A 16,792-nucleotide genomic window follows, 5' to 3' on the forward strand; every position below is an offset into this window, starting at 1 on the left:
CGGGGCCATCGAGCAAGGAGTTCATCCGTGGGTAGTGGCAACGCGATCCGTGGCAGCCGTGTCGGTGCCGGGCCGATGGGAGAGGCGGAGCGCGGCGAGGCGGCCCCCCGTGTCCGGGTGCCTTTCTGGTGCGCGAACATGCACGAGACGCGCCCCAGCTTCGCCAGCGACGCGGCCGTTCCCGAGTTCTGGGACTGCCCTCGGTGTGGTCTCCCCGCCGGTCAGGACGAGGCCAACCCGCCCGCCCCGCCGCGCAACGAGCCGTACAAGACGCACCTCGCGTACGTGAAGGAGCGCCGTAGCGACAAGGACGGCGCGCAGATCCTGGCCGAGGCCCTGGAGCGGCTGCGCTCCTCCTCGCGCCCGATCTACTAGTCCGGCTCCGCGCGGCCTCGTGCCGTGCGCCGTCGAAGGCCCTCGCGGTGATCCCGCGGGGGTCTTCGTCGTTCCCGGGCCGTCGGGCCGTCGAGCCGTCGGGCCGTCGGGGCCGGTCTCACCGCGCTCCGGTGCGGGCGGTGAAACTTTCATCTCGCCGCGGGGCCCCGGGGCGTCGCGATCACGGTTCCGGGGTGCGCCGACGGATGTTCCGGACGGGGGCCGCGCCTGCGGGGGGTTGACCTTAGAAAACGCTTTCCATACCGTGCGATCAGTCCGATGAACACGTTTTAATCGACGTCGCGAAGCACGGTGATCAGGTCGGCCCCACCTGAAGAGGATGACGATGACATGAGACGCCCCGGGTTCGACCGCGCCCTGGTCGCGGCGTGCGCGATCGCCGTCGCCGCGCTGGGACTCCCGCGGTCCGCGCTCGCCGCGCAGCCGGCCTCCGCCCCGTCCGGCGCCGTCGGCGTCCCGTCCGGCGCGACGGCCGCCGCGCGAGCCGTCACCCGGGCCGTGGGGACCTCCGGCTCGGCGCGGGCCTCGGTGCCGGGTGCCGCGCCGGTTTCGGGAGCCGCCGGGACGTCGCTCGCCGACTACCCGGGGCCCGGCCGGGTCACCGGGGACGTCCTCGTCCACGACCCCTCGATGGTGAAGAAGCCGGACGGCACCTACCTGCTGGTCCACACCGCGGACGGCATCGGCATCAAGACCTCCGCCGACCGGACGGCCTTCCGCAACGCCGGCGTCGTCTGGCCAAATGGGGCGCCCTGGACCACCGCCTACACCGGTGGGAGCCGCAACCTGTGGGCCCCCGACCTCTCCTACCGCAACGGCCGCTACCACCTGTACTACTCGGCCTCCACCTTCGGCTCGTCCCGCTCGGCGATCTTCCTGGCCACCAGCACCACCGGAGCCTCGGGGTCCTGGACCGACCGGGGGCTGGTGATCGAGACCACGGCCGACAGCGGCTACAACGCCATCGACCCCAACCTCGTCGTCGACGACCAGGGCAGGTGGTGGCTGTCCTTCGGCTCCTTCTGGTCCGGGATCAAGATGATCCGGCTGGACCCGGCCACCGGCAAGAGGTCGTCCTCCGACACCTCGGTCCGCGCCCTGGCGCAGCGGACCACCGCCTCCGGCGCGGTCGAGGCGCCCTTCGTCCACCGTCGCGGCGGCTACTACTATCTGTTCGTCTCCTTCGACCTGTGCTGCCGGGGGGCGCAGAGCACCTACCGCACGATGGTGGGCCGCTCGACCTCGGTCACCGGGCCGTTCGTCGACCGCAACGGGACCCGGATGACCTCGGGCGGCGGGACCGAGATCCTGGCGGGCCACGGGAGCGTCCACGGCCCCGGCCACCCCGCGGTGATGCCCGACGCCGACGGGGACCTGCTCGTCTACCACTACTACGCCGACGACGGCTCGGCCAGGCTCGGGGTCAACCTGCTCGGCTGGGACTCCGCCGGCTGGCCGTACGTCCACTGAGACCCCGCCGTACCGGCGGGAGGCGCGGTCCGGGCCGGGCGCGACGGCGACGGTCCCCGGGTCGGGAGCCCCCAGGGTGGCCTCGCCGGCGTGACCGGTCCGGCCGCGCCGGACGGTGACGTCAGCGGTGACGTCAGCGGTGACGTCGGGCGGTGACGTCGGGCGGTGACGTCGGGCGGTGACGTCGGGCGGTGACGGAGGTGGCGGGAGACGGGTCAGGAGGCGAGGATGCGGCGGCCGGTGATCCGGCTGGGGGCGATCCTGACGTAGAGGTCGCGCTCACCGCCCGCCCAGGGCTCCACGCCCACGCCCGCCACCGAGGGCAGCTCCTCGGGGGCGACGTGGTGGACGGGGCCCTGCACGAGCACGCTCCACCCCTCCCGCCGGGTCTCGTCGATCCGGTCCACCTCGAAGCCGATCTTCATCTCGACGCCCTCGACGCCGGTGCGCAGGTCCTGGTCCATCGGGCCGCCGGACCGCGTACGGAAGACGATCACACCGTCGTGCACCCGGTAGTTGACCGGCAGCACGGCCGGTCCGGCCGGGCCGTCGAAGGCGATCCTGCCGACGCCGCCGGGGGCGATGAGCCGCATGCACTCGTCCGGGGCGAGCTCCTTCGGCGGGGGAGGCTCGTCGTTCAGGGGTTGTTCCACGTCACCGGCGAGCAGGTCGCCGGGCGTGGTGTCCAGCGCGTCGGCCAGGTGCGACAGCGCGCCGTCGGTCACGCCGACCGGGTTCTCCTCGATGAACTCCACCGAGGTCGGGGGGATGCCGCTGCGCTCGGCGAGCTCCTCGCGGCTCAGGCCGAGACGTTCGCGGTTGAGGGCCACACGGCGGCCGAGGCCGTCCGGTGCGGGGGTGATGTCCGGCATCGACACTCCTTGTTTACGCGGGTGGAGGTACGGTTCGCGCCGCGGGTGGGGGAGGGCGGCGCGGCGCCCCTATGTCGGTTTCATGGAGTGTGCACCGAATCGCCCGTATCTCGTCAATGCGCCTTATCGGGCAATCCGACATAACCGGTGTGCCCCCCATGTTGGGAACTTACGCCGCATGGAGCATGACCATTGCGAGACCTCCATCTTCCAGACAGGGATGGGACGGGACGGCACCCCTGGTTTGCCAAACGATGATCGTTGCGTGATCGTCGGGACATGGCTGATCTGGACACGGACCGGGTGCGCACCGCGGTCCGGCGCGAGCTGCGGTACGTACGCGACCAGGCGGCCGGGCTGGCCAGGCGCGACTCCGAGCAGCGCTTCGAGCTCCGGCAGATCGCCAAGGCGACCCTGGCCGCGGTGCTGGCCTGGTTCCTGGCCGACCGCCTCCTGGCGCGCGAGACGGTGTGGATCGCTCCCGCGACCGCCGTCATCATGGTGCACGCGACCGTGTACCAGACCCTCACCAACGGGGTACGGCGGGTGTTCGCGGTCGCGGCCGGAGTGATTCTGGCCGGTAGCGTCGGCCACCTCATCGGGCTCACCGCGCTGGGCCTGCTCCTGGTCGTACCGCCCGCGCTGGTCGCGGCGCGCTGGCACCGGATGGGCCGCCACGGCACCGACGTGGCGACCACCGCCGTGCTGATGCTGTCGTTCGGCGCCGCCTCCCAGGAGCGCTACCTGCTGGCCTACGTGGTGGCCACCGGCGTCGGAGCCGTCTGCGGCGCGCTGGTCAACGCGATGCTCTGGCCCCCGCTGTACCACCGCCGCCCGCGCGAGGCGGTGCGCCGCCTGAGCGGGGAGGCCGCCACCCTGCTGGAGAACGTCGCCGGCGGGATGCGCGAGGGCTGTGACCTGTCGGACCTGCCCGACTGGCAGCAGCAGGCCGAACGGCTGGACGAGCACCTGGCCCGGGCCGCCTCGGCCATCGCCGACGGCGCCGAGAGCCGCCGCTACAACCTGCGCGGCGCCCGCGTCCCCGAGCCGGACGACTACCAGCGGCTGCTGTCGGCGATGAGCGAGATCGGCGTGCACCTGCACGCCCTGGTGCGGGCGCTGGCGCACGTCGCCCAGCGCGGGCGCGGCCGGGGCGGCCCGCGGTGGACCAGCGAGGAGTTCGGGCGCGACTACGCCGAGCTGCTGGACCTGCTCGCCCGGGCGCTACGGGCACGGATGCGCATCGCGGACGAGCCCGCGCGGCTGAGCGCGCTCATCTCCGTCGCGCTGGAGCGGGCCGACGCGATCCAGGAGCAGATGACCGAGGAGGTGCGCACCGGCAGCCTGGACCAGCCGCGCGGCTGGGCCGTCACCGGGAGCCTGCTCACCGACGCCGAACGCGTCCTGACGATCCTCAAGGCGCTGCACGCCGAGTCCCTCCGGGACCCGGCCGTCCTCGGCGACGGGGACGGGGTCCCCGACGCCCTCGTGTGAGACGGGCCGCGGGGAACGTACGAGGACCCGGCGGGCGCGCGCCCGGGTCAGGCGGTCCGGCCGCGGAGCGTTCCCGGGACCGCGCGCGTGATGACGGCGATCCGGTTCCACGCGTTGATCGTCGAGATCGTCACGACCAGCGCGGCCAGCGTCTCCGGCTCGTAGTGCCGCTCGGCCTCCGCCCACACCTCGTCCGGCACGGTCTCGCCGCGGTCGCACAGGCGGGTGGCCTCCTCGGCCAGTGCGAGGGCCGCCCGTTCGGCCTCGGTGAAGAAGGGCGTCTCCCGCCAGGCCGCCACCGCGTACAGCCGCTCGTCGCTCTCACCCGCGGCCTTGGCGTCGTGGCAGTGCATGTCCACGCAGAAGCCGCAGCCGTTGATCTGGCTGACCCTGATCTTCACCAGCTCCCGCGTGGTGTGCGGCAGGTCGCTGGAGGCCGTGTACCTCTCCAGCCCCTGCATGGCCCGGTACGCCTCGGGGGCGAGCTCGGCGACGTTCATCCGCTGCTTCAACGGACACTCCTTAGTTTCTCCGGGTTCATCACGATGTCGATCTCGGTGATCCGGCCCTCGGACACGGTCAGCCCGTAGACGGCGGCGATCGTCCCGTCCCGCGTCCGCAGCAGCCCGGCCCGGCCGTTGACCGTGGCGGACGTCAGCACGCTGTCGCCGCGGTCGTACTTCCCGGCCACCCCGAGCACGAAGCGGGCCACCCGGTCGGCGCCGTGGATCGGCCGCCGGGCCGCCCCCACCACCCCGCCGCCGTCGCTGCGCAGCACCACGTCCGGGTCGAGCAGCAGCATCAGCGAGGCGAGGTCGCCCTCGCCGTCCCGGGCGAACCGGGCGAACGCCTCGACCACCCTGCGGTGCTCGGTCTCGTCGACCTCGAAGCGAGGCGCCCGCGCCGCGACGTGCCCGCGGGCACGGGCCGCCAGCTGCCGGCACGCGGCGGCCGACCGTCCGACCGCCCGCGCCACCTCCTCGAACGGCAGCCCGAACACGTCGTGCAGCACGAAGGAGGTGCGCTCGGCCGGGCTGAGCGATTCCAGCACGACCAGCATGGCCAGGCTCATCGACTCGTCCAGGGTCACCCGGTCGGCCGGGTCGCCGTCGGTCACCACCGGTTCCGGCAGCCACGGCCCGACGTACTCCTCGCGGCGTACGCGCGCCGAGCGCAGCACGTCCAGGGCGAGCCTGGAGACCGTGACCACCAGCCAGCCCGTGACGTCCTCGATCTCCGCGCGCCGGGTCCTGCCCAGCCGGAACCAGGCGTCCTGCACCACGTCCTCGGCCTCGTCGAGGCTGCCGAGCAACCCGTACGCCACGCCGACCAGCCGCGGCCGGATGGCCTCGAACTCGGCCGCGAGGGCCTCGTCACCGTTCACACGACAAGGACGGGACGGGCCCGGAGTCTGTGACATGCGTTCCACGGCCGCGCGTCACGAGGTGGCGGGTGCCGTGTGCTCGGGGCCGGAACGGCGGATGGGGGTCAGCAGTGCGGTCACCGCGATCAGCAGGCAGGCGGTACCGGCGACGAGACAGGTCACGGTGACCCCGTACTCGCCCGCGCCCCAGGTCAGCGCGGCCGCGCCCACCGGGCCGAGGGAGAAGTGGATGGTCCAGAACGCCGAGGTGACGCGGCCGAGCAGATGGTCCGGGGTCACCTGCTGGCGCAGGGACATCGAGCAGATCCCGGCCACGCCGACGCCGCCGAGGTAGACGGCCATCAGCGCGGCGATCACCGGGACCCGGCCGGAGAGGCCGACGCACGCCATGGCGACCCCGCTGACGGCGATGGCGCCGATCCAGGTGGCGCCGAACCCGAGCCTGCGGCGGACGGGCGCCACGAGCAGGGAGCCCGCGATCGTCCCCGCGGCGGCGATCGCGAGGACCGTGCCGACGGTGCCGTCGGAGCGGCCCAGATCGTGCTTGAGGTGGTAGATCAGCACGTCGGTCATCCCGAGCGTGAAGAAGATGAAGAAGGACAGCAGGATCGTCAGGGAGCGCAGCACCGGGTGCCGCCAGAGGAACCGGGCGCCGGCCGACAGCTCCCGCCAGGGCCTCTGCCGCGCCGGAGCGGGCGCGGTGACCTCGGTGCCCGCGGTGACCTCGGTGGCCTCGGCCGCCCGGAACCGGACGAAGAACAGGCCCAGCGCCGACAGGGCGAAGCTCACCGCGTTGACGGCGATGGCCGCGGTGGGCCCGAACTGCCCCGACACCACCCCGGCGAGCAGCGGGCCGCCGAGACCGGCCGCCGCGGCGGTCGCGTAGAGCCGGCCGTTGGCCTCGGTGAGGCGGTCGCCGCCGACCAGGTTGCGCACCGCGGTCACGTAGGTGACCTGGAAGACCATGCCGACCGCCTCGCCGAGCGGCAGCACCACGTACAGCAGCCAGACCTGGGGGCCGAACGTCCAGGCCAGCGGGATGAGCCCGTACAGCACCAGGCGGACGAGGTCGCAGCAGATCATCAGGGTCCGCCGGTCGAACCGGTCGGCCAGAACGCCCGCGAAGATCCCGGCGAACACCGACGCGGCACCCGCCACGCCCGTCAGCAGTCCCATCTGCGCGACCGACCCGGTCACGTGCAGCACCAGCAACGGTACGGCGATGTAGGCGAAGGAGTCCCCGGCGACCGAGAGGGTCTGGGAGACCCAGAAGACCCCGAAGTTCCGGTCCCGCCACAGCGGCGGCGAGGGTCTGTCCTCCGCTCCCGATGCTTCCGTCACCGGATCACTATCACCCGCTTCGGGGATCTTTTCCAGTGATCGAACGATCTCCGGCGGAAGGGCACCGGTGCCCCGCCGCGGCCACCGGTGCCGTCACGGGCCCCGTGACACCGCGACCGGCGGCGCGCCTCCCGGCACCGCCGCCCGCCGGAAGACCCTGTCACGGCCGTGACAGGGTCTTCCCCCGCGGCGGGCGGTCAGCGGTGGTAGACCTCCTGGCCGTCGACGAAGGTCATGGCGACCCGGGTCCGCCAGATGTCGGCGGCCGGTCCGGCGAACGGGTCGCGGTCCAGGACGACCAGGTCGGCGCGGTTGCCCGGGACGATCGTCCCGGCGTCGTCGTCGCGGTTGATCCACGCCGAGCCCGCGGTGTAGGCGGTCAGGGCCGTGGCCAGGTCCAGGCTCTGGCCGGGCAGGAACGGGGTCTGCGCCGTCGGGTAGTCCGCGTGCACCGATCCGCCCGGTTCGGTGCGGTTGACGGCCACGTGCATGCCCTGGATCGGGTCGGCGACCGAGACCGGCCAGTCGCTGCCCGCGCAGAACCGCGTGCCCGCGCGCAGCAGGTCGGCGAACGGGTACTGCCAGCCCGACCGCTCCTCGCCCAGGAACGGGATCGTCAGCTCGTCCATCTGGGCGTGGTGGGTGGCCCACAGCGGCTGCAGGTTGGCGGTCACACCGAGCCGGGCGAAGCGCGGCACGTCGGACGGCTCGATGATCTGCAGGTGCGCGATGTGGTGCCGGTTGGCCGGGTCGGTCCCCTCGAAGGCGTCCAGCGCCTCGCGGACGGCCCGCTCGCCGATGGCGTGGACGTGCACCTGGAAACCGTGCCGGTCCAGCTCGGCGACGTACCCTCCCAGCAGCGCGGGCTCGACGTACGACAGGCCGGTGCCGCCGCAGCGGCAGTAGGGCTCGATCACCGCGGCGGTGAAGTTCTCGGCGATGCCGTCCTGCATGATCTTCACCGAGGTGGCGCGGAACCGCTCCAGGCCCTCGGCGGAGCGGCGGCGCTCCAGCAGCTCGGGGATCTGCTCGGCGCCGCGCGTGCGGTCCCACCAGAGCGCGCCCACCACGCGGGCCCGCAGCGCGCCCGAGGCCGCCGCCGACAGGTACGTGGGCAGCGGGTCCTCGCAGCCCGCGTAGGAGCCGACGATGGCGTCCTGCCAGCCGGTGATGCCGAGGGAGAACAGGTGCTCCTGGGCGGAGAGCAGGGCGTCGTGCAGGTCGCCGGGGGTGGGGCGGGGGGCGAGCAGGCCGACCAGGTCCATCGCGCCCTCGTGCAGCACGCCGCTCGGGGTGCCGTCGGGGTCGCGTTCGATCCGGCCGTCGGCGGGGTCGGGGGTGTCGCGGGTGATCCCGGCCAGCTCCAGCGCCCGGGTGTTCACCCAGGCGGCGTGGTGGTCGCGCTGGATGAGGTAGACCGGGCGGTCGACGACGTCGAGCTGGGAGCGGTGCGGCAGGCCGCCGGGGAAGGCCGACATGTCCCAGCCGCCGCCCTCGATCCACGCGCGCCCGGGATGCGACCCGGCGTAGGCGGTGACCCGCTCCAGGTAGTCGGGCAGGCCGTAGACCGCCGACAGGTCGCACCTGGCCCGCTCCAGGCCCGCCAGCACGGGGTGGATGTGCGCGTCGGTGAACGCGGGGGTCAGCAGCGCGCCGTCCAGGTCCACGACCTCGTGGCCGGGGGCGGCCAGCCGTACCACGTCGGACTCGGTGCCCACGGCGGCGATCCGGCCGTCGCGGACCAGGACCGCCTCGGCGAAGGCGCCGGCGGCGAGGAAGACCCGGCCGCCGCGGAAGAGCAGGTCGCTCACGGGTGTGGGGGGCATGGCTCTCCTCGGCGTGGGGACGCGACCGTCGTCAGCGTCCGGTGATGGAGTCGGCGACGCGGGCCAGCACCGAGGTGCGGCCGAGCCCCGCGTTCTCCCGGGCGTCGGCCCGCCGGTAGAGGTCGTACATGGCGTGCACGCCGATCCACCGCAGCGGTTCCACCTCCCAGCCTCGCACCTTACGGTCCACCCAGGGCAGGGCGGCCAGCTCGGTGTCCCGGCGCAGGATCAGGTCGCGCAGGGTACGGCCGGCCAGGTTGGCCGTGGTCACCCCGTGGCCGGTGTAGCCGCCCGCCCAGCCGATGCCGGTGTCGTGGTCGACGTGCACGGTGGCGCACCAGTCGCGCGGCACGCCCAGCACGCCGGACCAGGCGTGCGCCACCCGGGAGGCCCGGACGGCGGGGAACATGCCGGTCAGCAGCTCCCACAGCGCCTCGATCGTCCAGGAGTGGGTGCGGCCGCGGTCGTCCACCCGCGAGCCGTACAGGTAGGGCCTGCCGCGCCCGCCGAACGCGATCCGGCCGTCGGCGGTGCGCTGGGCGTACATATAGTAGTGCGCCATGTCGCCGAGGAGCTCCCCGCCGGACCAGCCGATCTCGTCCCAGAGCTCCGCCCCCAGCGGCTCGGTGACGATCATGGAGCTGTTCATCGGCAGCCACGTCCGGTGGTACTGCCTGAACTCGGCGGTGAACCCCTCGGTGGCGCGGATGACGTGACCGGCCCGGACCGTGCCGCGGGGGGTGCGGGCCTCGTGCGGGGCGATCTCGGTGACCGGGGTCCGCTCGAAGATCTCCACCCCCAGCTCCCGTACGGTGTCCGCCAGGCCGCGGGCCAGCTTGGCGGGCTGGATGCGGGCGCAGTGCGGGCTCCAGATCGCGCTGACCGCGCCGTTCACCCGCAGCCGCTCCTCCCGCTCGGCCGCATCCAGCAGCCGCACGTCCTGCTCGGTCCAGCCCCAGTGGCGCTCGTGGGCCAGCAGCCGGCGCAGCCGCCGGTCCTGGGCGGCGTTGGTGGCGACCGTGGTGACCCCGCCCTTGACGATCTCCGCGTCGATGTCCTCGTCCTCGGCCACGGCCACGACCTCGTCGACGGTCTCGAACATCACCCGCTGGAACCGCCTGGCCGCGTCCGCCCCGTGCGTCCTGGCGTAGCGCTCGGGGGTGCCCGCCAGCTCGCCGACCAGCCAGCCGCCGTTGCGCCCGGAGGCGCCGTAGCCCGCGAACTCCTTCTCCAGCACCACGACCCGCAGGTCCGGGGCGGCCTTCTTGAGGTAGTACGCGGTCCACAGGCCGGTGTATCCGGCGCCGACGACGGCCACGTCGGCGTCGAGGTCGCCGTCCAGGGGCGTACCGGCCGCGGGGAGACCGAGGGAGCGGTACCAGAAGGAGACGTCTCCGTTGACGAAATCCCCAGCCAGGGGAACACGCGTACTCATAGCTTCATATCCTGCTATATCCGTCTATATGGGCATAACCGGCAACGGAAATCGTTGCGAGAACGCCGTCCGGCCGCGTAATTAGTGATCTTGCCATACGTAACGATGGGCTCACTCATGTGTAGCAGTCCCGTAACAGGATCAGGAAAGGCTATCTCCTGACAGAGGGAGCGTTCTGATGGGATTTCTGCGAATCCGCACCACCGTCGACGAGCGGCCCGGGCGTCTCGCCTCGCTGGCCGCCGCGCTCGCCGCCAAGGGCGGCAACATCCTGGGCCTGAGCGTCCAGACCGACGCGAACGGCACGGTCGACGAGTTCGTCACGGACATCCCGGCGAACGCCGAGGCGGTCCGTGAGGCTCTGGAGGCCGCGGGAGGACGCGAGGTCCAGGTCGTCACCGCCACCGCGCACGAGCTGACCGACGAGCCCACCCGGGTCCTGCTGCTCGCCTCGCGGCTGCGCACGACGCCCTGGCGCCTGCCGGAACTGCTCGGGGAACTGCTGCGCGCCGAGGACTCCCGCTGGGTCTACGGTTCGGAGATGAGCGATCTTCCCGACCCGACGCTGCTCACCGTCCCGGTCACCGCGCGCCGCGCGATCAGGGTGCGCCGCTCCGAGCTTCCCTTCACCCTCACCGAGGCCGCCCGCGCCGCCTCCTTCGTACGGCTGGCGCAGCCCCCGGCCGAGCAGACCGGCTCCGACCGCGAGCTCAAGCTCTCCGACGGCACCGAGGTCCAGGTCCGCCCGCTCACCGGCCTGCACCGCGAGGCCGTACGCGACCTGCACGACCGCTGCTCGCCCGAGGCCCGCAGGTTCCGCTACTTCACCTCCATGCCGGTGCTGCCGCCGAAGGTCTTCGACCGCCTCTGCGACCGCACCCGCGGCCACTCGGTCGTCGCCGGACAGGACGGCCAGGTCATCGCCGTCGCCAGCCTGATGTTCACCCCGGACCCGGGCATCGCCGAGATGGCCTTCCTGGTCGAGGACCGCTGGCAGGGCAGGGGGCTGGGGACCCACCTGGCCGCGGTGCTCGTCCGCCAGGCCCGCGACCTGGGCTTCGCCGAGGTCAGGGCGACCCTGCTGTCGGACAACGTGCGGATGCGCAGGCTGCTGGTCTCGCTCGGCGCGACCCTGAACCACACCGAGGACCCCGGCGTGGTGGAGGCCAGGCTGGCCGTGGGCGCGATGGCGACGGCGTCCCCGGGGTGAGCCCCTCACGCGTCCTCCCCGTTCCGGGATCGCTCAGGGGTCCCGGAACGGGGAGGCCACCCTCCCGCGCCTCCCGTCGGGGGCGGGCGCGGGCACATCCCGATCTCTCCGGCCCCCCGGGCTTCCCGGTCCCTCCGTCCCCTCGCGGGTGAGGCCCTCAGGCGCCCGGTCTCTCCCCGGCCGCCGGCCCCGGGTCCTGTCCGGACCCGGGAGTCTCGTCGGGTTCCCCGCCCGGCCGCCCGGGAACGCCGCCGGACGGTGCCGATGACGCCGGTGACGCCGCTGAAGTCTCCGGAGAGAGCGGCGTCCCCGGGGAGCCGGAGGTCTCGCCCTCCGGTGCCAGCGCCGCCAGCCTGCGCTCGATCCGGTCCAGGCTCTCCTGGACCCGGTCCAGCCGGGCCTCCACGGAGCCTCCCATGATCGGGAAGCCCTCCTCCGCGGCCAGCGCGCGGCCCGGGTCCCGGCGTCCGAGCACCGTGATCACCTGGGCGCGTACCGCCTCCAGGTGCGCGCCCCGGCCGGCCAGCACGCGCGCGGCCACCCCGTCGCCCTCGCGGATCAGCCCGAGCAGGATGTGCTCGGTGCCGATGTAGCTGTGATGCAGGCCGAGCGCCTCCCGCAGGGACAGTTCGAGCACCTTCTTGGCGGGCGCGGTGAAGGGGATGTGGCCGGGCTCGGTCCGCCCGCCCTTGCCGATGATCTCTTCCACGTCGTTCCTGACCTGGTCGCCGCCGATGCCGAACCTCTGCAGGGCGCGGCCCGCGACGCCGTCCTCCTCGCGGATCAGCCCGAGCAGGATGTGCTCGGTGCCGATGTGCCCGTGGCCCAGGCGCCGGGCCTCCTCCTGGGCCAGGACCACGACCCTGCGGGCACGGTCGGTGAAGCGCTCGAACACGGGGAGCCTCCAAGAGGGGTGTCGAGGTGCCTGACACCCACTATGCGCCAGGTGCGGGACGAGCGGGAGGAGATCTCCCCGGGGATTTTCGCCCCGCGCGACGCACCCCGCGTGCTCTGACCGGTCCCTTCGGGCGAAAAATCGTACATTTTGTTGTCAGGTTCGTTGAAAACGGCTTCCATGGGTGGCCGGGGGGTGCGTAGGGTCCCGGCATGACGATCGACGCCTTCATCGACGCGCTCCCCAAGGTCGAACTGCACGTCCACCTGGTCGGCTCCGCCTCGGTGCCCACCGTTCTCGAACTCGCCCGCCGCCACCCCGACGGGGGCGTCCCCGTCGAGGAGGAGGCGCTGCGCGCCTTCTACCGCTTCCGCGACTTCCCGCACTTCGCCCAGATCTACCAGGCGGTCAACGCCCTGGTCCGCGAGCCCGAGGACATCGCCACCCTGGTGCTCGGCCTGACCCGCGACCTGTCCGGGCAGAACGCCCGCTACGTCGAGCTGACCGTGACCCCGTACGCCCACCACGTGGTGGGCATGCCGATGCGCGAGGTCACCGAGGCCCTCGACGACGCCGCCCGCCGCTCCCTGGAGGAGCACGGGGTGCGGGTGGCGTACGTCTTCGACATCCCCGGCGAGTACGGCGCCGAGGCGGCCCGGATCACCCTGGACCACGCGCTCGGAGAACCTCCCCGCGCGCTGGTAGGTTTCGGGCTGGCCGGGATCGAGCAGGAGCGCCCCAGGTACCGGGACGCGTTCCGGGACGCCTTCCGCGCGGCCACGGCCGCCGGGCTGCGCAGCCTGCCGCACGCGGGCGAGATGAGCGGCCCCGAGACGATCTGGGAGGCCCTGGACCACCTCGGCGCCGAGCGGATCGGCCACGGCATCTCCTGCATGGACGACCCCCGCCTGATCGCCCACCTGCGCGAGACCCGGATCCCGCTGGAGGTCTGCCCCACCTCCAACGTCTGCACCGGTCAGGTCGCCCGGATCGAGGACCACCCCTTGCCCCGCATGATCGAGGAGGGCCTGTTCGTCACCCTCAACAGCGACGACCCGCCCATGTTCGCCACCAGCCTGAGCCGCGAGTACCGGGTCGCCGCCGAAAACCTGGGCCTGGACCGCGACACCCTCGTCACGCTGGCCCGCAACGCCGTGCACGCCTCCAGCCTGGACCCGCAGGGCAGGCAGGAGATCCTCACCGAGATCGACGTCGTCGCCGGAGGGCGTCCGTGAGCGTCCGGGGAGCCCGGTGAGGCCGGGCTAGTTCTTTCTGCCGTTCGGGTTGGGGTTCGCGTTGGGGTTGGGATTCGGGTTGTCGTTCCCGTTCCCTCCGTTACCGTTCCCTCCGTTACCGTTCCCTCCGTTACCGTTCCCCCTGTTGCCGTTGCCGCCGTTGTCGCCGGGCTCCGGTGCGGGCGCCTCGGAGGTGGCCGCGACGGTGGGCTCCTTCGTGCCGGATCCGGGCGCGGTCGGCCGGGCCGGGGTCGTGGACCGCTCGCGGGACTCGGTCGTGGCCTGATCGCGAGGCTCGGCCGTGGAACGGTCGCGAGGCGCGGTCGTGGGCTGCCGCCGGGGCTCGGAGGTGGAACGGCCGCGGGGTTCGGCCGTGGACCGCCCGCGGGGCGTGGAGGAGGAACGGTGACCGGTCGTGGAGCGCACCTCGGGGACCTCGGGGACCTCGGGAACGCGGTCGATCCGGAGCGTCGCGGCGGGATCGGCGCTGGCGGGTGCGACACGCGGCGACCGGTCGAGCCCGCCGTCCTGATGCTGGGACGTGAAGGCGCTGATCGTGACGAGAACCACCGCGAGCAGGGCCACGACGCCCGCCGAGAGCCACCGGTACCCGATGGTCCGCCGACGCGCCGGAGCGGACTCGGAACGGTCACCGGTCCCGGCGTGCCCATGGTCCGTGGACGGGGGGACCGTACCGGACACGGACGAAGAGCCGGACATGGGCGAGGGCGCGGGGGAGAAGCCGGACGCGGGAGAAGAGCCGGACGCGGGCACCGGGGCGGGCACGGACGTGGGGGAGGGGACGGAGCCGAGGGCAGAGGCGGGGGTGGAGGTAGAGGCAGAGCCGGGGGCGGGGACGGGCGGCGGGGTGAGGGAGGAGACGGGATCGGGGGAGGGGACGGGGGCGGAATGACCCGTGGTGCTCCGGACGGCGGCGGGCGTCACCATCGCCCCGGTGCGGAAGGGGATCCCGGCCTCACCGGTGTCCCGGTCCCACGAGGCGGCCTCTTTCGGTTCCCGGCCCTGCGACGTGACCGTGTCCTGCTCCCGGTACCCCGGCACGGCCGTGTCCCCCTCCGGGACGCGCAGCGCGGCCACCTGCCTCAGCTGCTCGCGGGCGCGGGCGGCGTCGCTGCGCAGGGCGGGATCCTTCTGGAGCAGGCCGGTGATGACGGGCGCCAGGGGGCCGGCGTACCGGAACACGGGGGCGGTCGTCATCACGGCGGTGAACGTGGCCATCACGGTGCTGCGGGCGAACGGCGCGTGTCCCTCGACGGCCGCGTACAGGGTGGCCCCCAGGGACCACAGGTCGCTCCGGGGGCTGGAGGCGCCGCCGCCGGCGCGCTCGGGAGCGATGTAGGCGGGCGTGCCCACGACCATGCCCGCGCTGGTGAGGCCGCCCTCCTTGTTCACGGCGGTGGCCAGCCCGAAGTCGGTCAGGATCGACCGCCCGTCGTCGGTGAGCAGGATGTTGGCGGGCTTGACGTCGCGGTGGACGACACCGGCCGCGTGCGCGGCCTCCAGCGCCGACAGCACCTCAAGACCGATGCGCGCGACGACGGGCGCGGGCAGGCGGCCCTCGGTGGTGATCACCTCGGTGAGGTCGCGGGAGGGGACGAGCTGCAGCATGATCCACGGGTTGCGGTCGGTCCGGACCACGTCGTACACCGCGGCGATGTTGGGGTGGTTCAGCCGCGCGGCCAGGCGCGCCTCCCTCAGGGTGCGCTCCAGCAGGACCTCGCGCTCCGCCTCGGGCAGGTGGTCGGAGATCACGACCTCCTTGGCCGCGACCTCGCGATCGAGGAGCTCGTCGTGGGCGCGCCACACCGTCGCCATGCCGCCCCTGCCCAGCTCGGCGATGAGACGGTACCGTCCGGCCAGCAGCAGGCCCTCGTAGTGCAGAAAAACCACGACACCTCCCTACCCGGTTGATGATCCGACATGCCGGCCGTACGCGCCGGTCAGGGGGAGGAGATGCGTCCCATCGAGGAGGGGATCTTGGAGGCGGCGGCCCTGTCCAGCAGGAATAGGGTCCGCCGGCTGCCCCGGGCGCCTGCCGCGGGGACCTGCATCGGTCCCGAGTCCGACAGGGCCAACCGTACCGCCCCGGCCTTCTCCCCGCCCGCGGCGATCACCCACACGTCGGCGGAGTTCCGGATGACCGGCATGGTCAGCGAGATCCGGGTGGGCGGCGGCTTGGGCGAGCCGTGCACCGCCACCACCGGGCGGGTGTCGTACAGCGCGGGCATGCCGGGGAAGAGCGAGGCCACGTGCCCGTCCGGGCCCATGCCGAGCATCGTCAGGTCGAAGGACGGGGCCGGGCCGTGGTCCTCGGGACGGGCGGCGCGCCGGAGCTCGTCGGCGTAGGCGTCGGCCGACTCCTCGGCGGTCATCCCCGAGTCCGGGCCGCGCATCACGTGGACCCGTTCCGGGTCGAGGTCGAGGTGGTCCAGCAGCGCCTCGCGGGCACCGGTCTCGTTGCGCTCGGCGTCGCCGGACGGCAGGAAGCGCTCGTCACCCCACCACAGGTCCACCTTGCGCCAGTCGACGGCGTCCCTGGCCGGGGAGGCGGCGATCTCGGCGAGGGTGGCGATGCCGACGGTGCCGCCGGTCAGCACCAGGTGCGCCGAGCCCTTGGCCGACTGCGCGTCGACGGCGCGGACGATGACCCGGGCCGCGACGGCCTTGGCCAGCATGTCGGCGTCACGGTGGATGATCACGGTGGGAACGCTCACGGGACTACTTCTTCTCTTTCGGCCCGGAACCTCGGGCGCGGGACTCGTGGGGCGAGGCCTCGGGACGAGGCTTCAACGGCGGGCTTCAGGGGTGAGGCTTCAACGGCGGGCTTCAGGGGTGAGGCTTCAACGGCGGGCTTCAGGGTGGGGCTTCAACGGCGGGGCTTCAACGGCGGGGCTTTCAGGGGCGAGGCCGATGACGCGGGACCTCCGGTACGGGACTCCGGGCGCGAGACTACCCGGCCCGGGACGTCCCGCGCGGGACGTCGCGCACGGAAGATCCGCGTCATGGAACAGGCGAAACCGAAATTCTTCTATGGAACGCCTGAAAATAGGACGAGCGGCACGTCCCGTGTCCGGGACGCGCCGCCCTGGGAGCGGCGGACGGGGGGGGGGGGGGGGGGGGGGGGGGGGGGGGCCCCGGCGCCGCGGGGGGGGGGGGGGGGGGGGGGGGGGGGGGGGGGGGGGGGGGGGGGGGGGGGGCGGGCGGCCGCCGCGC

14 protein-coding genes are annotated in these 16,792 nt (G+C 73.3%); 5 read left to right on the forward strand and 9 right to left on the reverse strand.

The features are described from left to right. Positions 1-27 precede the first annotated feature (27 nt). Together ACIBCT_RS37920 and ACIBCT_RS37925 are read left to right on the forward strand one after the other, a co-directional pair. Positions 28-375, forward strand: coding sequence for an RNA polymerase-binding protein RbpA (locus tag ACIBCT_RS37920; RefSeq protein ID WP_012892502.1), 348 nt, complete (start codon positions 28-30; stop codon positions 373-375). A gap of 351 nt (positions 376-726) precedes the next feature. Next, entirely contained in the window at positions 727-1,866 is a 1,140-nt protein-coding gene (locus ACIBCT_RS37925) for an arabinan endo-1,5-alpha-L-arabinosidase (protein WP_399196850.1), read from the forward strand. A 215-nt stretch (positions 1,867-2,081) separates the two neighbouring features. Here the strand turns inward: ACIBCT_RS37925 and ACIBCT_RS37930 are convergent, their stop codons facing one another. Next, positions 2,082-2,738: a pyridoxamine 5'-phosphate oxidase family protein gene (locus tag ACIBCT_RS37930; protein ID WP_399196851.1), complete on the reverse strand. Its 657-nt coding sequence runs from the start codon at positions 2,736-2,738 to the stop codon at positions 2,082-2,084. Positions 2,739-3,017: 279 nt separating this feature from the next. Here ACIBCT_RS37930 and ACIBCT_RS37935 point away from each other — a divergent pair, with 279 nt between their 5' ends. Further along, a complete protein-coding gene (locus tag ACIBCT_RS37935; protein WP_399196852.1) occupies positions 3,018-4,232 on the forward strand; it encodes an aromatic acid exporter family protein in 1,215 nt (404 codons plus the stop codon). Positions 4,233-4,279: 47 nt separating this feature from the next. On the opposite strand, the gene ACIBCT_RS37940 is transcribed toward ACIBCT_RS37935, so the two are convergent. The 5 genes from ACIBCT_RS37940 to ACIBCT_RS37960 form a co-directional block, all read right to left on the reverse strand. Then, entirely contained in the window at positions 4,280-4,744 is a 465-nt protein-coding gene (locus ACIBCT_RS37940) for a carboxymuconolactone decarboxylase family protein (RefSeq protein ID WP_344903475.1), read from the reverse strand. After that, complete coding sequence (gene sigJ / locus ACIBCT_RS37945) at positions 4,741-5,616, reverse strand: RNA polymerase sigma factor SigJ (protein ID WP_399196853.1); 876 nt, start codon at positions 5,614-5,616, stop codon at positions 4,741-4,743. Before sigJ ends, ACIBCT_RS37940 begins: the two co-directional genes overlap by 4 nt. Before the next feature lie 54 nt (positions 5,617-5,670). Next, a complete protein-coding gene (locus ACIBCT_RS37950; protein ID WP_399196854.1) occupies positions 5,671-6,957 on the reverse strand; it encodes an MFS transporter in 1,287 nt (428 codons plus the stop codon). 197 nt (positions 6,958-7,154) lie between these two features. Next, positions 7,155-8,783, reverse strand: a complete 1,629-nt coding sequence (locus ACIBCT_RS37955; RefSeq protein ID WP_399196855.1) for an amidohydrolase — start codon at positions 8,781-8,783, stop codon at positions 7,155-7,157. Between the two features lie 31 nt (positions 8,784-8,814). Continuing rightward, the gene (locus ACIBCT_RS37960) at positions 8,815-10,218 is read right to left on the reverse strand and encodes an NAD(P)/FAD-dependent oxidoreductase (RefSeq protein ID WP_399196856.1); all 1,404 of its coding nucleotides are present in this window, start codon (positions 10,216-10,218) and stop codon (positions 8,815-8,817) included. A 178-nt stretch (positions 10,219-10,396) separates the two neighbouring features. Here ACIBCT_RS37960 and ACIBCT_RS37965 point away from each other — a divergent pair, with 178 nt between their 5' ends. Next, on the forward strand, positions 10,397-11,428 hold the full coding sequence (locus tag ACIBCT_RS37965) for a GNAT family N-acetyltransferase (RefSeq protein WP_399196857.1): 1,032 nt from the start codon (positions 10,397-10,399) through the stop codon (positions 11,426-11,428). Positions 11,429-11,585: 157 nt separating this feature from the next. Here ACIBCT_RS37965 and ACIBCT_RS37970 read toward each other — a convergent pair whose 3' ends face one another. Continuing rightward, the gene (locus ACIBCT_RS37970) at positions 11,586-12,323 is read right to left on the reverse strand and encodes a Clp protease N-terminal domain-containing protein (protein WP_399196858.1); all 738 of its coding nucleotides are present in this window, start codon (positions 12,321-12,323) and stop codon (positions 11,586-11,588) included. Positions 12,324-12,535: 212 nt separating this feature from the next. Here ACIBCT_RS37970 and add point away from each other — a divergent pair, with 212 nt between their 5' ends. Continuing rightward, complete coding sequence (add, locus tag ACIBCT_RS37975; RefSeq protein ID WP_399196859.1) at positions 12,536-13,558, forward strand: adenosine deaminase; 1,023 nt, start codon at positions 12,536-12,538, stop codon at positions 13,556-13,558. A 27-nt stretch (positions 13,559-13,585) separates the two neighbouring features. On the opposite strand, the gene ACIBCT_RS37980 is transcribed toward add, so the two are convergent. Continuing rightward, positions 13,586-15,469 carry a protein kinase gene (locus tag ACIBCT_RS37980; RefSeq protein WP_399196860.1) on the reverse strand — a complete coding sequence of 628 codons (1,884 nt, stop codon included), beginning with the start codon at positions 15,467-15,469 and terminating at the stop codon, positions 13,586-13,588. Between the two features lie 50 nt (positions 15,470-15,519). Continuing rightward, positions 15,520-16,293: a 6-phosphogluconolactonase gene (gene pgl, locus ACIBCT_RS37985; protein WP_399196861.1), complete on the reverse strand. Its 774-nt coding sequence runs from the start codon at positions 16,291-16,293 to the stop codon at positions 15,520-15,522. Between the last annotated feature and the right edge of the window lie 499 nt (positions 16,294-16,792).

Origin of the sequence: Streptosporangium sp. NPDC050855, from assembly GCF_044456585.1 — a bacterium.
Taxonomy (GTDB): Bacteria; Actinomycetota; Actinomycetes; order Streptosporangiales; family Streptosporangiaceae; genus Streptosporangium; species Streptosporangium longisporum.